The sequence below is a fragment of the [Actinomadura] parvosata subsp. kistnae genome (genome assembly GCF_900323885.1).
GTDB classification, from domain to species: Bacteria; Actinomycetota; Actinomycetes; order Streptosporangiales; family Streptosporangiaceae; genus Nonomuraea; species Nonomuraea composti.
Window position 1 is genome coordinate 25,344 of the sequence record NZ_OOHJ01000006.1, and the last position, 16,347, is coordinate 41,690.

At 69.2% G+C, this 16,347-nt stretch carries 20 protein-coding genes and 2 pseudogenes; 9 read left to right on the plus strand and 13 right to left on the minus strand.

Going from position 1 to position 16,347, the window contains the following annotated elements:
- Positions 1 to 585: 585 nt before the first annotated feature.
- From KIS93_RS03705 to KIS93_RS03715, 3 genes are all read right to left on the minus strand, one after another.
- Entirely contained in the window at positions 586 to 906 is a 321-nt protein-coding gene (locus KIS93_RS03705; RefSeq protein ID WP_186403582.1) for a hypothetical protein, read from the minus strand.
- A gap of 118 nt (positions 907 to 1,024) precedes the next feature.
- Positions 1,025 to 1,522 (minus strand): Imm51 family immunity protein, encoded by a 498-nt coding sequence (locus KIS93_RS03710; protein ID WP_186403583.1) that lies wholly within the window; start codon positions 1,520 to 1,522, stop codon positions 1,025 to 1,027.
- 71 nt (positions 1,523 to 1,593) lie between these two features.
- On the minus strand, positions 1,594 to 1,959 hold the full coding sequence (locus tag KIS93_RS03715) for a hypothetical protein (protein ID WP_186403584.1): 366 nt from the start codon (positions 1,957 to 1,959) through the stop codon (positions 1,594 to 1,596).
- 300 nt (positions 1,960 to 2,259) lie between these two features.
- On the opposite strand from KIS93_RS03715, the gene KIS93_RS03720 reads away from it, so the two are divergent.
- Entirely contained in the window at positions 2,260 to 2,625 is a 366-nt protein-coding gene (locus tag KIS93_RS03720; protein ID WP_186403585.1) for a hypothetical protein, read from the plus strand.
- Positions 2,626 to 2,780: 155 nt separating this feature from the next.
- Here KIS93_RS03720 and KIS93_RS03725 read toward each other — a convergent pair whose 3' ends face one another.
- Together KIS93_RS03725 and KIS93_RS03730 are read right to left on the minus strand one after the other, a co-directional pair.
- Positions 2,781 to 3,326, minus strand: a complete 546-nt coding sequence (locus tag KIS93_RS03725) for a hypothetical protein (RefSeq protein WP_186403586.1) — start codon at positions 3,324 to 3,326, stop codon at positions 2,781 to 2,783.
- Between the two features lie 43 nt (positions 3,327 to 3,369).
- Complete coding sequence (locus KIS93_RS03730) at positions 3,370 to 4,320, minus strand: NmrA/HSCARG family protein (RefSeq protein WP_246005168.1); 951 nt, start codon at positions 4,318 to 4,320, stop codon at positions 3,370 to 3,372.
- Positions 4,321 to 4,673: 353 nt separating this feature from the next.
- Between KIS93_RS03730 and KIS93_RS03735 the strand changes: the two genes are divergently transcribed.
- Positions 4,674 to 5,327 carry a GlxA family transcriptional regulator gene (locus tag KIS93_RS03735; RefSeq protein ID WP_222107220.1) on the plus strand — a complete coding sequence of 218 codons (654 nt, stop codon included), beginning with the start codon at positions 4,674 to 4,676 and terminating at the stop codon, positions 5,325 to 5,327.
- Positions 5,328 to 5,716: 389 nt separating this feature from the next.
- Here KIS93_RS03735 and KIS93_RS03740 read toward each other — a convergent pair whose 3' ends face one another.
- Complete coding sequence (locus tag KIS93_RS03740; RefSeq protein WP_186403587.1) at positions 5,717 to 6,331, minus strand: TetR/AcrR family transcriptional regulator; 615 nt, start codon at positions 6,329 to 6,331, stop codon at positions 5,717 to 5,719.
- 119 nt (positions 6,332 to 6,450) lie between these two features.
- Here KIS93_RS03740 and KIS93_RS03745 point away from each other — a divergent pair, with 119 nt between their 5' ends.
- Positions 6,451 to 7,269, plus strand: a complete 819-nt coding sequence (locus KIS93_RS03745; protein ID WP_186403588.1) for a class I SAM-dependent methyltransferase — start codon at positions 6,451 to 6,453, stop codon at positions 7,267 to 7,269.
- Positions 7,270 to 7,364: 95 nt separating this feature from the next.
- Here the strand turns inward: KIS93_RS03745 and KIS93_RS03750 are convergent, their stop codons facing one another.
- On the minus strand, positions 7,365 to 7,841 hold the full coding sequence (locus KIS93_RS03750) for a CPBP family intramembrane glutamic endopeptidase (RefSeq protein ID WP_186403589.1): 477 nt from the start codon (positions 7,839 to 7,841) through the stop codon (positions 7,365 to 7,367).
- Positions 7,842 to 8,280: 439 nt separating this feature from the next.
- Between KIS93_RS03750 and KIS93_RS03755 the strand changes: the two genes are divergently transcribed.
- Entirely contained in the window at positions 8,281 to 9,372 is a 1,092-nt protein-coding gene (locus KIS93_RS03755; protein WP_186403590.1) for a sensor histidine kinase, read from the plus strand.
- Between the two features lie 40 nt (positions 9,373 to 9,412).
- On the opposite strand, the gene KIS93_RS03760 is transcribed toward KIS93_RS03755, so the two are convergent.
- A complete protein-coding gene (locus tag KIS93_RS03760; protein ID WP_186403591.1) occupies positions 9,413 to 9,667 on the minus strand; it encodes a hypothetical protein in 255 nt (84 codons plus the stop codon).
- 43 nt (positions 9,668 to 9,710) lie between these two features.
- Here KIS93_RS03760 and KIS93_RS03765 point away from each other — a divergent pair, with 43 nt between their 5' ends.
- On the plus strand, positions 9,711 to 10,220 hold the full coding sequence (locus tag KIS93_RS03765) for a hypothetical protein (RefSeq protein ID WP_186403592.1): 510 nt from the start codon (positions 9,711 to 9,713) through the stop codon (positions 10,218 to 10,220).
- Between the two features lie 239 nt (positions 10,221 to 10,459).
- On the opposite strand, the gene KIS93_RS03770 is transcribed toward KIS93_RS03765, so the two are convergent.
- The gene (locus KIS93_RS03770; RefSeq protein ID WP_186403593.1) at positions 10,460 to 10,813 is read right to left on the minus strand and encodes a hypothetical protein; all 354 of its coding nucleotides are present in this window, start codon (positions 10,811 to 10,813) and stop codon (positions 10,460 to 10,462) included.
- A 228-nt stretch (positions 10,814 to 11,041) separates the two neighbouring features.
- Positions 11,042 to 11,868 (minus strand): annotated as a pseudogene (locus tag KIS93_RS03775) (transposase).
- Positions 11,869 to 12,001: 133 nt separating this feature from the next.
- Here KIS93_RS03775 and KIS93_RS03780 point away from each other — a divergent pair.
- Both KIS93_RS03780 and KIS93_RS03785 read left to right on the plus strand, forming a co-directional pair.
- Positions 12,002 to 12,295: a type II toxin-antitoxin system Phd/YefM family antitoxin gene (locus KIS93_RS03780; protein WP_186403595.1), complete on the plus strand. Its 294-nt coding sequence runs from the start codon at positions 12,002 to 12,004 to the stop codon at positions 12,293 to 12,295.
- Between the two features lie 6 nt (positions 12,296 to 12,301).
- Positions 12,302 to 12,541, plus strand: a complete 240-nt coding sequence (locus tag KIS93_RS03785; RefSeq protein WP_186403596.1) for a hypothetical protein — start codon at positions 12,302 to 12,304, stop codon at positions 12,539 to 12,541.
- Positions 12,542 to 12,617: 76 nt separating this feature from the next.
- On the opposite strand, the gene KIS93_RS03790 is transcribed toward KIS93_RS03785, so the two are convergent.
- Positions 12,618 to 13,022, minus strand: coding sequence for a hypothetical protein (locus KIS93_RS03790; RefSeq protein WP_186403597.1), 405 nt, complete (start codon positions 13,020 to 13,022; stop codon positions 12,618 to 12,620).
- A gap of 692 nt (positions 13,023 to 13,714) precedes the next feature.
- Entirely contained in the window at positions 13,715 to 14,266 is a 552-nt protein-coding gene (locus KIS93_RS03795) for a peptidase inhibitor family I36 protein (protein ID WP_186403598.1), read from the minus strand.
- Positions 14,267 to 14,620: 354 nt separating this feature from the next.
- Between KIS93_RS03795 and KIS93_RS62960 the strand changes: the two genes are divergently transcribed.
- On the plus strand, positions 14,621 to 14,842 hold the full coding sequence (locus KIS93_RS62960; protein WP_222107221.1) for a transposase: 222 nt from the start codon (positions 14,621 to 14,623) through the stop codon (positions 14,840 to 14,842).
- A 27-nt stretch (positions 14,843 to 14,869) separates the two neighbouring features.
- Positions 14,870 to 15,151: a transposase gene (locus tag KIS93_RS62965; RefSeq protein ID WP_335673880.1), complete on the plus strand. Its 282-nt coding sequence runs from the start codon at positions 14,870 to 14,872 to the stop codon at positions 15,149 to 15,151.
- A 268-nt stretch (positions 15,152 to 15,419) separates the two neighbouring features.
- On the opposite strand, the pseudogene KIS93_RS03805 reads toward KIS93_RS62965, so the two are convergent.
- Positions 15,420 to 16,250 (minus strand): annotated as a pseudogene (locus KIS93_RS03805) (IS5 family transposase); the annotation flags it as partial.
- Positions 16,251 to 16,347 lie beyond the last annotated feature (97 nt).

Genomic DNA, 16,347 nt, shown 5'->3' on the forward strand with positions numbered 1-16,347 from the left:
CGCTCGTTCCCGTTGCGGTGATCCGCGCCTTCCGTGCACGATTTTTGGGATCTGTCAGGGCAGGGAAAGGGAAATCCCTGGCGATCCGACCGGGGTCATGGCACCATCGGCTCGCGGTTCCGACGGTCCGTGAGCGATTCGCCGGCGCGGATACGGCTGCGGCGGGGCAGGGTCACGACGGCGTCCGGAGGTTGCGCAGCCCAGGCGCGGCCGCTGGGCTGAGGATGAGAGCCGACCGGGCCGCCGTACGCCGGCCGGTGGTGCGGTTCTTCCCCCCTGAACCACAGGCCGGAGGATGGCCACTCAGCCGGCGTGACAGCCGCGCCCCTGGCGGGGGCGCCGCGCCGCTCTGCTGCCGGGCGAGGTTCGCCGCCGTGGAGACGTCCCAGGCCGCACCGAAAATCTGCGCAGGCGTCGTTTCGACATGGGACGACCGTAGTGAGAGCCACGGGCGGAACGCATCAGTCACATGACCAGTTGCCCGCCACCGGCGGCTTGGATGTGTGACCGGGCAGGCGGTCGAGCTGCTCGTCCGTTATGGGCTGTACGGGCTCATCCGCCGGATCGGCCAGAACGTCGGCTCGATCATCGGAGCATGGAGTCCGGAACCGATGTGGTGACCTCAGGCTCCGCGGTGGGAGGCTGCGGGGATGCCATGTGGATGAACTGCGCGATCATCAAGCCCCGGTCCTTCAGCAGTGCCCGCACCTCCTTCACGCTCTTGTTGCGGTATGGGACGCAGTACATGGGCTCCCCCGCGGCGGCGACATTGACGCCCTGCTCGTACTTCTCTCCGGGGCGAGCCGCATGTTCGATGGTGACAAGAGCCGGTCCCGCGAGGTCCTTGGCCGGTGAGTGCTCGTGGAGCGAAGTGCTGTCCGGGAGCCGGGCTGCCGTGGCATCCACCGAGGCTTTCTTCGCCGGCACCCCGCAGGCACATACCCGTCCCATTTGCGGGGCCGCCGGCTTCCGGAGCCTTGCGGATGCTGGTCAGCGGCGGCCGGGCCGCGTCACCCGGCGGCCGTCAGAAGCCGTCCTCCTGGACGCCGGCCGCGCCCTCACCGCGGAACCTGTCGAGTACGGCACAGCCCTGATCGAAGAGGCCGGGGTCGGCCGCGCGGATCACACGTGCCAGGCGCTCGGGCTCACGGTACAGACGGGCCATCATGATAGCGAGCCTGCGCAACGCGCCGATGTCCGCCTCGAACGCCGTCACGGCGAACCAGGTGTCCCAGATGCCTTGATCGCGTCCGGCATACTCCTGGAGCGAGAGCCGGTCCGACCTCAGCATCTCCGCGATGTCGGGAGCCTCGGCCTGAGTGGCGAGGAGGGCGACCACGGCCCAGTCACCGCCGTGTCCGGCGAGCCCGTGCTCAGCGAAAACGGCTGCCCGGACCTCGATGCCTGCCCTGGCGAGCTCCAGGGCGTATTGCGGTGGGTCCGAGCAGTGCAGGAAGAGGCCGAAGGGAGCCAGATCGCACTCGGGGATGCGGCAGTCGGGCGTTCGTGACGGGTCGGGCATGGGCCACATGCTAGTGAGGCGGCCCCGCAGCTGGGGCCCAGGTTCCGGAGGAGAGCCCGGACCTCTGCGGTCTAGCGGGTCAGGGCAACTCGAATCCCTGCTCCGGCTGCGGCAGGTCGACCCGCTCCGGTCCGGGGAACCTGGCCGTCCTTGGGTACGTCGGCCAGCGGCGTGCTCAGCACGAACGGGACCGACAGGCTGCTCCCGGGCAGGCCGACGGTGACGTTGGTGCCGGTCCCGCTCTCGTCGCTGTCGATGCGGTCGGTCCCGGCGATCAACAAACCGATCCTGTGGCCCTTCTTGGAAAGGTAGTCCTGCGGCAACGTCAGCCACGCGACCTTGCCGTACGTGCCGGCTGGCGACGCCTCGATCACGTTCGGCACCGAGTGCCGGCCGCGCCGCCGTTTTCCTTCTTTGGCGGTGAGGATGAGCTCCATGTGGTCAGTGCGGTGGCGAGCCAGGCCCTCAGCCGATGCCCTGTCCAGAACCGTGCGCCCGCCGTTGCAGCGGCTTTCGTTTCGGATCGGGGAGCCGATGGCGGCGTCGGCGGCCTTGCGAGCCTCCGGCGCGACCGTGTCCGCGGATCTGAGGTCGTCGTAGCGGAGCTTCCCGGTGGGGGCCCTCTGACATGTGGGCCTCGTCGTCAAGGCCTGGGCTGTTGACGGACCGGCATGAGGCCGTGATGATCACATCGCATGAGTCGTCCCGCTGCTGAAGAGACCAGCTTTCGAGTGCGGATGGAGACCAGCCAGTGGCTGATCATCGATGCCACGATGGACAACGAGGTGAGCGTTGAAGTTGTCGAGGGCGACCCGCGGGACGTGGCCGACCTCGGTGACAGCATCCGTCAGGCCGGCTGGGACCAGATTCCGGACTGGCCGCGTGACCTGGCCGGGTTCGAGCATTGGCCAGCGCCCGGCCAGACCTCAACGCTGACTTTGAGCCGAGCGCAATGGGACCTGGTCATCTCCGCGCTGGAACGCTGGTCGGCCGTGACCGCCGACCTCGGGGATCCCGAGGACGCGGACCAAGCCGAAGCAGATCGCGCCCTCCTCGAGCTGATCCGCACACAACTGCTGGAGCAAGGATGGACGCCTCGCTGACGTGCGCGGAGAGGCTCAGCCGGCTTGTTGGTCCAGCCGGTTGAGGAGTGTCGCCCGCGGCGCCGCCACCGCCGGTGCTCGTGCGCCGGGTTCACGAAGTCACCGACACTGTCGGGAGCTCATGCCTCCGTACGGTCCGGGTACCGGTGGCCCGCTCAGCCTTCGTCGGGTTCGTCCCAGAAGGGCGGGACGAACCCGCCGTCGCGGCGTGCCACGACCTCGCCGTCCTGGATGCTGAGCTGCTCCAGCCTGTCGTCCTCGTACCAGCGCTGGTAGCCGGAGAAGGAGTGGTGGTCCTCGTGAAGCCGGGCGGTCAGCCAGCCCATCAGCTCGGCCACCTCGCCGTGCCCGTCGGGATGGATCTCCCAGCGGCAGGTCAGCGCCCAGCGTCCGGTGTCGCGGTCATCCGAGCGCACCAGAACCGAGAAGCCCGCGCCGGGAAGCTTCGAGGCCGCGTACGGCGAGCCGTCGCTCCATGCCGGTTCCGGTAACTGTTTGATCACCCAGTCGCCGTGCTCGTCCCGGACCGGCTCCTGGTCCTCATCCAGCAGGTCGAGGACCTCGTTGACGATGATCGTTTCTTCGGTGAGGTGCGCGGGCCGCGGGCCGAGGCCCAGGTGCCAGCGCAACTCGGCCAGCTCGGTATCCGGCAGGTCATCGCGCACGTCCATCGCGAACATGAGCTCGTGAATGTCAGCCATGGCGGCAGCGTAGGGCAGGGGTCCGACATCCGGCGCGGGAGCGTCAGGGCAGGAGGGCGGCGATGCGGGCCGCTCCGCCGGTGGTCAGCCACTGGTCGAAGGTCAGCAGGCCGGGATGGAGCTCTCGGGCGCGGGCCAGGTCGGCGCCGTAGCCGCCGTTGCGGTTGAGGAAGCCGACCGCCTCGGCGAACGCCGCGTTCTGCGCCCGTACCGCTTCGATCGGGACGGGCACGTACGGGATGTCGCGGCCGAGGGCGGCACTCAAGGCACGCGCGATCTGCGGCGGGGTGAGCTGGTCGCCGGCGAGGTCGACGGCCCGGCCGAGATAGCCCTCCGGGTCGCCGAAGGCCAGGGCGGCGAAGGCGCCGATGTCGGTGAGCGCGATGAGCTGTTCGGGGACGCCGGCGGCAAACGGTGTGGCCAGCGTTCCTGAGGCGAGGCCGGAGGAGGGATCGGCGTAGTTGTCCATGAACGACGCGGGCCGCAGGATCGTCGCCGGCGCGCCGATGCGCCGCAGGTGGTGCTCGATCCGGAGCTTCGGCTCGAACACGCGTACTCCCCCGGCCCGGGGCGCGCCCGCCACCGACGAGTACACCAGGTGTGCCGCGCCTGCCGCCAGCGCGACGTCGGCGATGAGGCGCCCCCTGGCGACCTCCGCGTCGTACGGGACGGGCGTCGCGCCCAGCACCCCGGCCTGGACGCTGAACACCCCGTGGACGCCGGCCATCGCCGCCTCCAGCGTCGCGCGGTCACCGGGCCGGTCCTGAGCGATCTGCGCGCCCGCCGCGGCGAGTTCCCTGGCCGGGGGTGAGTGCGGGGACCGGGTGAGCGCCCGCACCGTCCAGCCGTCGGCGAGCAGCCGGTACGCGACCGCTCCTCCCTGCCTGCCCGTCGCCCCGGTGACCAGGATGACCTTGTTGTGGTGGTGTTCCGCCATGATGCCCGCCCTTTCGACGTGATCGAGGTCCGGCGCCAGCCTGGCGGGACGGGGCATTGCGGAAAAGTGGCCGTATTGCCGTTGATCGCGGGTTTTCTGCCAGGATGACGGGCCATGGGTTTTGAGCGGATCGTCGCCTACGCGCCGAGCGGGGTCACCGCCCTGGCGCTGGGCATCGTCAGCGGGGTGTTCGGCGCCGGGCCGGGCCGTCCGGCGTTCGAGACGGTGATCTGCGCCGAGCGGCCCGGCGAGCTGCGGACCGACCTCGGCCTCCCGCTCCAGGCCGGGCACGGCCTGGCCGCGCTCCGCGGCGCCGACCTGGTGCTGGTGCTGCCGGGCGATTCGTTCCGCGCCGAGCCCGCCGCGGCCGTGCTGGACGCGCTGCGCCGCGCGCACGCGGCGGGGCGGTCGTGGCCGCGCACTGCACCGGGGTGTTCGCGCTCGCCGCCGCCGGCCTGCTGGACGGCCTGGAGGCCACGACACACTGGCGGTACGCCGGCGAGCTCGCCGCCCGCCACCCGGCCGTACGGGTCAGGCCGGACGCCCTCTACCTCGACCACGGGAGCGTGGCCATCGGGGCGGGCGCCGCCGCCGGGCTCGACCTGTGCCTGCACCTGCTCCGCCGCGAGCACGGTGCCGCGCTCGCCAACCGCGTCGCCCGCGACCTGGTCACCCCGCCGCACCGGGCCGGCGGCCAGGCCCAGTACATCAGTACGCCGATGCCCGGCGACGGCGACGACGGTCGGCTCACCGAGGTCATCGCCTGGGCCCGCGCGAACCTGGACCGCCGCGTCCCCGTCACCGAGCTGGCCGCGCGGGCACTGATGAGCCGCCGCACGTTCGCCCGCGCCTTCAAGTCCGCCACCGGCGCCAGCCCGCACGCCTGGCTGCTGGCCCAGCGCCTCGACCGGGCCGAGCACCTGCTGGAGACCACCGACCTGCCGGTCGAGGAGGTGGCGCGCCGCGTCGGCTACGGCAGCGCGACCGTCCTGCGCGAGCGGTTCGTCGCACGCCGCGGCGTCGCGCCCCGCGACTACCGCCGGGCCTTTCGGCAGCTTCACTGACGCGGAGGGTCTGGCCTGTTCGACGTGTTCGCCCGCTCCTGCTCTCTCCATGGTGACAAGAGAGCGCCGGGCGAAGCATGTCGATGGAGATCCGCGGTTGGCGGCGTTCGTGGGGGAACGGGATGCCGTGTCACTGCGTCACGGCTACGTTCTGGCCGCGAACCGGCATGGCCATGAGCCGCGCCAACGCCTGATCGGGGGCCTCAGCGGGGCCTTTGGCCGTGGCGGCCGTCGTCGCCGCGGTCTGCTGCGGCTCGGGAGTGGGTGCCGCGGCGGCCACGCGGGTGTCGCTGAGCGGCAGGAGCAGGACGGCGCCGGTCCTCGCCGCACACCGGCACACGGTGCCAGCGCCTCGTGGGTCATCCCGACGCTCCCGCGGATTGTTCGATCTACAACGAGCGCAGCCCCTGCAGGGCGACGTCGAGGGCACGCCGGATCGAGGCCAGGTACTCCTCCATGGAGGGTCCTTGGCGGAGGCTGGCCGTGCCGGCGGCCTGAGCGGCTCCCATCAAAGATCCGACGGCGGCAGCCGCGGTGACCGGGTCGAGCACGCCGGGGTAGGCGTTCAGGAGCGCGCCGGCGATCGCCTGCTGGAGGTCGGACATGACGTGCAGGGCCTTGGCCTGCACGGCGGGCAGTTTCATGACGGTGTCGTCGAGGCGCTTCAGATCCTTGCCGGCCACGGCGAGCGGCCCCTCGGCCAGGCGCCGGGCGAAGACTCGTTCGTAGATCTCGAGCAGGACGTCGGAGACGTGTTCCCGCGGCGCCCGTTCGCGGATCACTTCGACGGCCGCCTCGACGTACTGGCCGGTGTCGGCGAACAGCACGTCCTCCTTCGTGGGGAAGTGGTTGAAGAACGTCTTCTTGGCCACGTCGGCCGCCTGGGTGATCTGCGCGATGGTGGTCTGCTCGTATCCCTGTTCGGCGAACAGCCTGAGCGCTGTGTCGACCAGCAGTTGCCTCGTCTGGAGTTTCTTGCGCTCGCGCCGCGTCTCATCCGCCATAGCACGAGAGCTTACACCAGGCGTATGGTTATACTCAGACTACTTTTAGTCCGGGTGTCATTTCATCGACGGTGTCGACGAGCCGGCACGCACGTCGGCGCAGAAAGGACGGAAACCCCATGACGCTTTCCCTTCCCGCTCTGACCCCGGTGGAGGAAACTTTGTGGATCACCCTGACCGGCCGGGCGTTCGACAGCCGCCAGCCGGACCCGATCCTCGGGGACACGATGGCCGACGCACTCGTCCGCAAGACCGGCTACACCAACGACAAGCTCCGCTGGACCAGGGCTTCCTGCGTCGAAGTCGCCCAGCGCGCCAAGAAACTGGATGAGGTGGCGCGGCGGTTCATCGCCCGCCACCCCGACGCGATCGGTATCGACCTGGGCGCCGGGCTGGACACGCGGGCGCTCCGCATCGACACACCGCCCACCGTCGACTGGTACGACGTCGACTTCCCTGACGTCGTCGCCGCCCGGCGGCAACTCATCCCCGGCCGCCCGCACGTCCACACCATTGGCGCGGACCTGACCGACCCGGCCTGGCTGCAGAGCCTCCCCGCCGACCGCCCCGCCGTGATCGTCGCCGACGGCCTGATGGCGTTTCTCGCCGAAGCCGACATGATCTCCCTGCTGCGGCGGCTCACCGACCATCTCCGCAGCGGGGAGATCGCGTTCAACGTCTACAACAAGTTCACCGTCCGGGCCGCGAAACTCGCCCCCAGCGCTCGGTTCCTGGTCCCCCTCTTCAAGTCCGCGGGCTTCGGCAGCCGCGACATCGTGCACTGGAACCCCGAGCTCACGCTCATGGAGGAGATCCTGCTGGTCCGCGAGCCGGAGGTCGCCCAGTATCCGCCGGCCCTGCGCCTGTGGACCCGCATGGCGGCGCTCAGCACGTCCGTTTCCAGGCTGGGCACCGTGGTCGCGCACTACCGATTCTGATGCGAACGGCCCCGCGAGCCCCGCCCGGCTGACCGATGCGCGGAGACGCGCGGCGCTGCGGGCGTCGGGAGCCAAAGCGTGCTGCTCACCGGCTTCTAGGCCGCCACCCGGCCGCTTTCCCGTGGAGCCGCCTTGACGCCGTCCCGTCCCCAGAGCAGGACGGCTCCCGTCAGCGCCAGCCCAACAGCCATCAGCACGAGCAGGAGCTCATAACTCCCCGCCTTCACCGGCACGTTGCGCCAGGCCAGATGAAAGCCCCAGTGCACGCCGGCCGCCATCCACAGCCCGCCGCCACGCACCCGGGCCACCCCGGCCGCGAAGCCGAGCGTCGTGGCCATGAGCGCGTAGAGCAGTTTGGTCCCGAGGGTGGTCCCCGAGCCTATCGAGATGAGGTGCATCGACCCGAACGCGACCGACGTGATGATCAGCGTCGCTCGCGGCGAGAGCCACTGCCGCAGGCTGTCGAAGACGTGACCGCGCCAGAGCAGCTCTTCCGGGAAGGCCTGGCCGAGCAGCAGCGCGACGGCCAACGCCGGCAGCAACGCCAGCACGGCAGAGACGTCCAGCGACACCCAGGTCCCGGCCCGACGACCACGACCATCCCGTGGGCGGCGAGTATCGGCAACCCACCGGCGAGGACACCGGACAGGAGACGCCACGGCCGCCGCCAGCCCAGCGCCCGCCAAGGCCGCCGGTCCAGGAATCGCCGCACCATATACACCACGAGCAGCGCGGTCAGCGTGATCCCCGCCGCGCCGGCAAGGTGCTGCAGCACCGGGCCGGCCCGGTGCGGGACCAGTGACGACAGAAGAGAGCCGATGAACGCCTGGACGAACATGACGACCACGGCCAGCAGGACGGTCCACAGAGGTTTCATGCCGGGAACGCTAGGCTTGCGCGGACACGCGGCGCATCGGACGTGCGATAGAGCCGGTCATGCCTCGGCCATGACCAACGTCATGATGACCTTTGGTGGATCACAGGCGCGCAGCGGGATCATAGGGTCGTCACATGGTGTGGCGACGTGACCCCGACCGGCCCGCTTTCCTCAGCGTGGTGTTCTGGCTGACGCTCGGGGCCACGGTCGCGATCAACCTGGCGGTGGCGCCCGGCACCGTCCTGGAGCGGGTCTTGTTCCTGTCCGACGTCGGGTTGCTGTGCGGGCTGTGGCCGGTGATGCCGTGGCGGCCCGTACACGGCGTTCGTCTCCTGGCGACTCCTGTTTTCCTGGCCGGCACCCTGCTCCTGGGGCTGGTCGGGGCGGCCGGCACGCACGCGCCCCTGGTGCTCATGGGGGTGGCCAACCTCGCCCTGGTGTACGGCCTGCGCATCGCCACCCCCATCCTCGCTGCCTTCGTCGCGATCATGACCGTCACCTCTTTGATGTTCTACGGCCGAACGCTCGTCCAGACGCTGGCCGATCTGGCGGTCATCGCGGTGCTCGCAGCCTTCTCTCTGGGCATGGCCGTGGCGGTGTCACGGGCCCGGCAACTGGCCGAGCGCGTACGGGAGCTGACCGTCGCCGAGGAACGCGCCAGGATCGCGGCGGAGATGCACGACTCGATCGGCCACCACCTGACCGTCATCAACCTGGGCCTGGAGAACGCCGAGCGGTTCCGCCACCGCCGGCCGGAGGCCGCCTGGAAAGAGGTGCGCCAGGCCAAGGAGCTCACCCAGGCGGCGCTGGCCGACACCCGCCGCTGGGTGCGCGCGCTGCGCCCGCTGGCACTCAGCGGCGACCTGGGCAGTGCCGCTCTGCGGAAACTGGCCGACTCCTTCTCCGGTACGGGCCTCACCGTGACCTTCCAGGTGCAGGGAACGGAACGCCCGCTGGACCCCGACACCGAACTCGTGCTCTACCGGGTGTTGCAGGAGGGGCTCACCAACGCCGTACGGCACGCGCAGGCAAGGTCCGTGCACGGCACGCTGACGTTCGAGAAGAGCAGGATCGTGCTCGCGGTCACCGACGACGGCAAGGGGGCCGGCCAGGGCGCCGGGTTCGGCCTGACCTCGCTGGGCGACCGTGTCAGGGCACTGGGGGGCAGGCTCGTCAGCGGCAACAAGGCCGTGGGTTTCGAGTTGCGCGCGGAGCTGCCGTCGTGAGGGCGGGGCGGGTACGTGCCTCACGTCTGACACCGCGGTCTCATACGAATGGCTTCGCCAGCCGGTCACCGGCCTCGTGCGGCGTCATGGCGGCGCCCCGCCGGTATGCGGTGTCGGAGCCGGCGCTGCCGAGCCGTTCCACGAGCGCCTGAACGAGGGAGCGCAACTCGGTGTCGCCGTGGTCGAAGACGCCGCGGAGAACCTGACTCAGGCCAAGTGCAGTGGCGGCGGCGGCCGGGTCGTCCTCCAGGAGCAGCAGCCGGGCCAGGAACCGGGCGGCGGAGGGGGCGTCCACGTTCGCCCGGGCCGCGCGGACGGCAGGGCAGCGGTTCGCGGGCGTGCGCGGTGTTCCCGGCGGTGAGAAGGCTGGCCATCCGGGCGGGAAGCAGCAGGTTCTGCGTCGTCTCGGCAGGAGGGGGTACCTGGCGGGCGAGCACCTCCATACGGTCGAGTTCCCGCTCGGAGTGTTCGACATCGCCGGAGCCGCGATACAGCTCGGCCAGAGAGCCAAGGAGCTCGATCTGCACCAGCACCGCTCACGTACGCAGGTCATGACGAAGGTCGACCAGGAGGGCCTCACCGTGCTCGTCGTGGGAGGCACGGGTGTGACCTGCTTCCTCGGCACGCGGAGGCTATCTTCGCCGGGACGCCGTTCGCTGGACGATGGCTGTACCCGGACCTGGGTCCACATGGATGAGCACGGCTGGCGCTTTCTGGCCACTCACGCCAGCCTGGGGGAGAGCGCGATGCGCTCGACGACCAGAGGGAGAACGGATCGCTGTCCATGGTCTGTTGCCGTGGTCATCACGTGCCCCCTGTGCCGGGCCTGCCTCAATCCAGCCAGGTGATGCGGACGATCAGCACCAGGCGCGGGTGCTCGGCGACGATGAAGTGCAGGAAGCCTCTGCCGCCGAACAGGTCCAGCGTTCGCAGTCCTCCTCCGTGCAGCGGGCCCCTGCCCCCGTCGGGCCGCGTCCCTGCCCAGGATCACGAACTGGCCGGCAAGCCGTTCCTCTCGGCGAGGACAGGAGCGGGCAGTCCTGGAGCAACGTGTTCTTCGTCCGGGTCATACTCCCAGGCCCAGGCGTCACTCACCGGTGGCGTCACGGCGTGCGGCGGCGGTGATCTCTCTGATCTGGGCCAGGGCCGCCGATACGGTACGCCGGTCGGTGGCATCGGCTACCTGCTGTTCGAGTTCTCGCAGGCGCGCCGCTCTCGCCGGGTGGCGGTGGATCGCGACGAACTCACCCCACTGAGCCAGGAATCCATGCAGAGGCGCGACGGTGCTCTGTCGCGCGGCCTGCTCCGTCGCCTGGTCGAGATGGTCGACGAATTGGCCGAGGTAGGCGGGCGCGATCTGAGCCACAGCGGCCCGCAACGCCGCCGTTGTGAGCGGCGGACGAGGGATCAAAGCCTCGTCGTCGCGATGCGGGGTGGACACCGGCGACCTCCAGGTTGTTGCCCACCTCACCGTACCGCCGGCCATCCAAGCCTTCCCACCGGCCGGCCGAGGCATGACGCATTCTCCGCGCCCGCTGGCGCTCGTACGGTAGTTTCATGTCGAAACCACTGCCTGCGCAATTTTCGGCGCCCTGAGTACGGCGAGGCCGATCCAGCGAACCCGGATCGTCCTGGCAAGGTAGTGGTCATGGGCGGAAGCGTCGCCGGGCTACTGGCCGCCCGCGTGAGTGACTGGCCCACCTTGTCCCGGCCACCACGACCCGCGTCCCGCCCATCCGCGGAAGGCGACCGGGTCGGTGAAGCGGAATTCGCCGCCGTGCTTGGGCGGGCGGTCGCCGGCGGGGTTGGCAAGGCAGTGCTCACGGCGCGGGTGCGCCGGGCGGCGCAGCACCCGATCGGAGCGGAGCCGGCCGAGCACCTCTACCGGCAGATCGGCCAGGAGGAAGGCCAGGCGGGGTAGGTCGTAGCCGGCGTCGAACACCAGCAGGATGTCCGGATCGCCCGGCCGCCACTGGCGGGCCTCGACCAGCCGCATGACCAGGTCCCGGACCTGGACGGCGGGCACGGCCGCGACATCGGCCTCGGCATCGAGCCGCAGGGCGTCCAGCATGTGTGTCCAGGAGGTGCGGCCGGTCTCGAGCGCGGCGATGATCGAGTACAGCCAGCCGGGGATCATCAGGTGCTGGTCCTTGCTGCGGCCGTAGGTGTGGCAGAACGCGCGTGCTGGGCTGGTGGCCGCGTCCGGCCGCAGCCATGGGGAGACGTCCGCTGCCAGGACAGGCGGCCGCCCGCGGCTCTGGGCAGGGGCAGGCTGGCCAGAGCGCGCCGAAATCGCCCGATCTGGATCCAGCCGTGATGGAGCTCGTCGTACAGGGTGCCATGCCCGCGCCGGTGCTCGGCCACCAGCGTCAGATCCACCAGCGACGTCACCGCCCCGTCGGCGCATAATACCGTGTCGACCAGCGCGAACAGCTCATCGCGCCGTGTGCTCAGGCACGCGTGCAGCAGGTGCCGGAAGTGGGACAACTCTCCCATCCGGGTCGTTGTGCAACATGTACATATTGCACACCCTGTGCTGGATGTTCAGATCCTCGTATGATGGAGAGACACCTGACACACTCACCTCGCGACCGGGGAGAGCGACCCCCGGCTGGTACAGGAGAACCGCATGACCGCCACGCATGACTCACTGGGGATTTCGGAAGCCCGCAGCCAGCTCGGCACGCTGGTAGCGCGAGCCGTTCACGGCCACCAGCCCACCACCATCAGCCGCTCCACCACGGAGCGCGCCGTCCTGATCTCCGAAGCCGACTACGAGGAACTGCTGCGAGCCCGCCGGGAACTGGAGGCCGGCCAAGTGACGGAAGCGATCGCCGCCCACGACCGCGGCGAGCGCGAAATGATGACCTACGACAGCAAGGAAGCCCTCTATGCCGATCTTGGCCTACCGATCCCCCAGTGAGCGCTCTTGAAAAGGCTCCTCCACATCGACCTCGCGGTCCGCGACATCCTGCGCCAGGCGGCGCCCGGTCTGCGAACCGCCATCGCGAACACCCTTCTCGAACTGGTCGAAGACCCTGAACCACTCGGAGCCGTGCCGTACGGCGGTATCCCCCACGCCTTCGAGATCCGTACCGACACCTTCCGCATGATCTACACGTGCGGCCCCGATCATGTCTCCACCTGGGTCTTGGAGATCAACACCTAGCCCCGGTCAAGCGAAAACGCGCTGGGAGCACCGCCGAGGCGCCCCCTGGCGCTCACCATGCCGCCCGTGGTGCTCCTCACCCGCACCCGTACGGCGTTCCTCCTCGCCCGGGCCCCGTCATCGCCAACACCGGAACGAGTGGTGGGTGAAGATCGCCATTCCTCTCTGCCCCGACGTGACCGGCGGCCCGCCCAGCATCGACACCCGCTGAATGGCCTGCACGATGCTGGCGCGCCTCGACGGCGTCGACTACAGCGAAGTGCCGACGCCCGACGACCGCGATGACCAGTGGATGGGTCAGATCGCTGGCAGCACCGTCCGGGCCGGGCAACCCGGTTGCGTCCGCCACCCACTCGGCGGCCAAGGTGAGAAGATCATCCCAGACACATCTCGCGCCGTCATCGGCCGGCCGCAACTGCCTGTACCTCTCGTCGTAGACGATCGTTGCCTGCGGGAGGTCCTCGTCCAGCGGATACAGCAAGAACCACGGCGTCGGGTCGGGGACCCGCCTCAGCGTGAAGAGGCTACACACAACTGCCGAGCCGTCCGTGACAGGTGAAGTGGCCGGCCAACGCGAGGTCACGCCATGATCAATGGCCCGGTTCGATGTCACCTGACACTCAGCAACGCCCCGAAAACCGCCTCGCCGGTCTCGTTACCGACGTCGCCGCCCCCGATGTGGATCGTGATCAGCCTGCCCCTTGGTGGTAGGCACGGTCACATCGGGGGTGGACCGGGCTCGGGTGGGACGGGCACCGGGGCCGGGTGCGGGGAGTTGGCCGAGGAGATGCTGGCCGATGGGGTAGCCGGCAGGGGCCTGGCCGAGAACGGGGCGGCGTACGGCTACGAACGATAGCCGAGACGGCGATGGCCGCCACCCTGGTCGAGGCGGCCATCGTGGCGTCGGTCAGTAGGGGCGGTTGATGAGTCCGGCCTTGGATGTGATGCGGGCACGGCCGACGACGGTGAGCCCGCGTCGGGCGGCTCGGCCTCCAGCTCCTCCAGGCCCGTGTCGGTGAGACGTGGCCGAACACCTCGTACTCGTGGCTGGTCGGGTCCTGGACGAGGATGACCTTCACTCATGGGCGCCGAAGGATCAAGATCAAAGAGCCGTCTCGAGGCAGCAGCGGCGCGGTGTCCGGCGCCACGCGCCGGACACCGCATCGGTCATCGCTATGAGGACGTGAACTTGATGGAACTCGCCTCGTCGCCCAAGCCAAAATCCTTCTCCAAGTCAAGCGAAGCGCTATTAGGCGGAAACCAGATATATGTGCCAACGTATCCGGTGTCTACGAACAGATTGCCATATCGGTTGGTATTGTTCCATGCCGAACTGGCTTTGTCGTTGACCGAGGTGTTGGTGCCATCCCACTCGTCGTTCTTGAAGTTCGCGTCGTTGGCGTTGTAGGACTTCTGATGGCCCCTATAAGAGTCATGTTCGTAGATCCAGAACCGGCCCGAGACCGCGGTGCTACCCATGTTGCCGGGCGGCTCCACAGGAGACGTCGACTGGAGGAGGTCCCAGCCACGATTTTCCTCCTTCGCCTTGCATGCGAACGGCCTTCCGCTCGCCTTGCCGGCTTTGACGCAGCCTGCGTAATCGGGATACCCGATGGCTGCCTGGGCAGAAGAACTGGCATTGGACGGCACGGCGAACAGTGCGCCTGCGGAGGAAACCGCTGCAACCATCAGCAGGATAGGAGTGAAACGCTTGGCTAGTGACATGCCTCTCCTTCTGTATCGACATCCGTTCGACGACCCCTCGACATTATCGGAGCGGTATGAATGTCATATCAGTCACTTGACTGGGCTTATTCGAGAATCGGGTTGCAGAACGAGTGCCCGCACTCGCCACGGCCTCTGGCGTGCACCACCGGCGTGCCACGGGAATACGGTGGAAACAGGCTGCGGGGAAGCCCTCGCCGATGGCCATGATGTACGGGTCTTCAGATCTGATCGAGCCCGGCCACCCGTGGCAGTGCGGCCGGTCAAAGATGGTGAGAAGCACGAGAGGGTGTCTGGCAAGGGTTCGGCGAGTCATGCTGGCAGGTATCGGGGGTGTGAGCCTGGAGGCGTGCGATGGTTCCTCGGCGTCCGTACCCGACCGATCTGTCCGATCGCGAGTGGCAAGTCCTGGCTCCGCTGATCCCGGTGCCCAAGCCGGGTGGCCGGCCTGTCGTTCATGAGCGCCGGGAGATCGTCAATGCGTTGGCGTACTGGGTGCGGGCCGGTTGTGCCTGGCGGCTGCTGCTCCACGACCTGCCGCCGTGGCAAACGGTCTACCACTACTGGCGCACCTAGCGCATCAAGGGCCGCTGGGAACAGATTCTGGCCCGCTTACGCGAACGTGAACGTGTCGGTGGCGGCAGTGACCCCACACCAAGCGCCGGCATCATCGACAGCCAGAGTGTGCGGGCCACCGACCGGGGCGGCCTGCACGGCTACGACGGCGGCAAGAAGGTACCGGGGGTTAAGCGGCACCTGCTGGTCGACACGCTTGGCACCGTGGTCACCGCCTACGTCAGCCCGGCCAGCGTCAACGACCGCGACGGCGCGGTCGTACTGCTCGCTCGCGCCGGCGAGCTGTCACGACGTCTGAGAGCCTGCTGACAAAGGCTTAAGTGCTGATGGACATGGGCCCGTAGAGAGCAGGACCGATCTTGTTGATGTGGCCCTGGTGAGACCATTGGGACAACTGAACGCGGAAGCTGTTGACGTTCTCGATGCCGAGGATGGCGGCCAGTTCGCTTCCCTTCCAGGCCCGCCAGGGCTGAGCGGCCAGCAGTTGCAGGACCTTGCCCCGCCGGTCGGGGCTGGTCAGGTGTGGGAGCGGTGGTGGGTCGCCCCAGCGACGGCCGGGTGGCCGGCCTGCCAGTTCGCGGGTCAGGCGGCGGGTCATCTGGTGCACGGTGGCCCACCAGATCAGGGCTTCGTGGTGGTCGGGCCGGCGTTCATAGACGCGCGCCAGGCGGCGGTAGCGGACCAGCCAGGCGAAGGTCCGCTCCACCACCCACCTGCGGGGCAGTACCACGAAACCGCGCAGGTCGTCGCTGCGCCTGACGATCGACACGGCCAGACCCAGGACCTGCCAGGCCCAGGTGACCAGCCGCCCGGCGTAGCCGCCGTCGGCCCAGACCAGAGCGATGGTGGAGAACTTCTCCCGCAGCAGCTCCAACACCGGATGCGCGCCGTCGCGATCTTGCACCGACGCGGCGGTGACCATCACGCACAACAGCAGCCCGAGCGTGTCCACCACGATGTGCCGCTTCTGCCCCTTCAGCTTCTTGCCCGCGTCATACCCGCAGGCCACCGCGTCGACAGTCTCGGCCGCACGGACCGTCTGGGAGTCGAGGCACCCAGCCGTCGGCAGTTCCGCCCGCCCGGCCAGAATTCGCAACCGCCCGGCCAGCCGCTCGGGCAGGCCACGCCGCGACCAGCGCACAAAGAACGCATACACCGCCTCATGCGGCGGGAAGTCGACCGGCAGGGCCCGCCACTCGATCCCGTACCGGGTCACATAACCGATCGCGTCCAGCACCGCGCGCAGGTCATGCACCATCGGCCTGCCGGTCGCGGTGACCAGCTCGGCCATCACCGCCCGCGCCTCGGGCTCGAGGATCTCCCACTCGATGTCGGCGAGATCCGACGGGTATGCCGGTTTCCGGCCGCGACATGCGCATCCCGATGAGGCACAACCGCTGGCGTTCACAGCCGCGGGCGTGTAGACAGACAACTACGGGCTCCTGGCCGCTGAGCTGCTTAGACACCACCTCAGCTATCGGGAGCCCGCTCCTGTTCACCGGTCA

Bases quoted from the DNA above. Each gene is read 5' to 3' on its own strand.
- KIS93_RS03710 (WP_186403583.1), bottom strand. From the start codon at position 1,522: ATGCCCGACCCGTCACGAACGCCCGACTGCCGCATCCCCGAGTGCGAT.
- KIS93_RS03715 (WP_186403584.1), bottom strand. From the start codon at position 1,959: ATGGAGCTCATCCTCACCGCCAAAGAAGGAAAACGGCGGCGCGGCCGG.
- KIS93_RS03720 (WP_186403585.1), top strand. From the start codon at position 2,260: ATGGAGACCAGCCAGTGGCTGATCATCGATGCCACGATGGACAACGAG.
- KIS93_RS03725 (WP_186403586.1), bottom strand. From the start codon at position 3,326: ATGGCTGACATTCACGAGCTCATGTTCGCGATGGACGTGCGCGATGAC.
- KIS93_RS03730 (WP_246005168.1), bottom strand. From the start codon at position 4,320: ATGCCCCGTCCCGCCAGGCTGGCGCCGGACCTCGATCACGTCGAAAGG.
- KIS93_RS03740 (WP_186403587.1), bottom strand. From the start codon at position 6,331: ATGGCGGATGAGACGCGGCGCGAGCGCAAGAAACTCCAGACGAGGCAA.
- KIS93_RS03745 (WP_186403588.1), top strand. From the start codon at position 6,451: ATGACGCTTTCCCTTCCCGCTCTGACCCCGGTGGAGGAAACTTTGTGG.
- KIS93_RS03755 (WP_186403590.1), top strand. From the start codon at position 8,281: ATGGTGTGGCGACGTGACCCCGACCGGCCCGCTTTCCTCAGCGTGGTG.
- KIS93_RS03780 (WP_186403595.1), top strand. From the start codon at position 12,002: ATGACCGCCACGCATGACTCACTGGGGATTTCGGAAGCCCGCAGCCAG.
- KIS93_RS03795 (WP_186403598.1), bottom strand. From the start codon at position 14,266: ATGTCACTAGCCAAGCGTTTCACTCCTATCCTGCTGATGGTTGCAGCG.
- KIS93_RS62960 (WP_222107221.1), top strand. From the start codon at position 14,621: ATGGTTCCTCGGCGTCCGTACCCGACCGATCTGTCCGATCGCGAGTGG.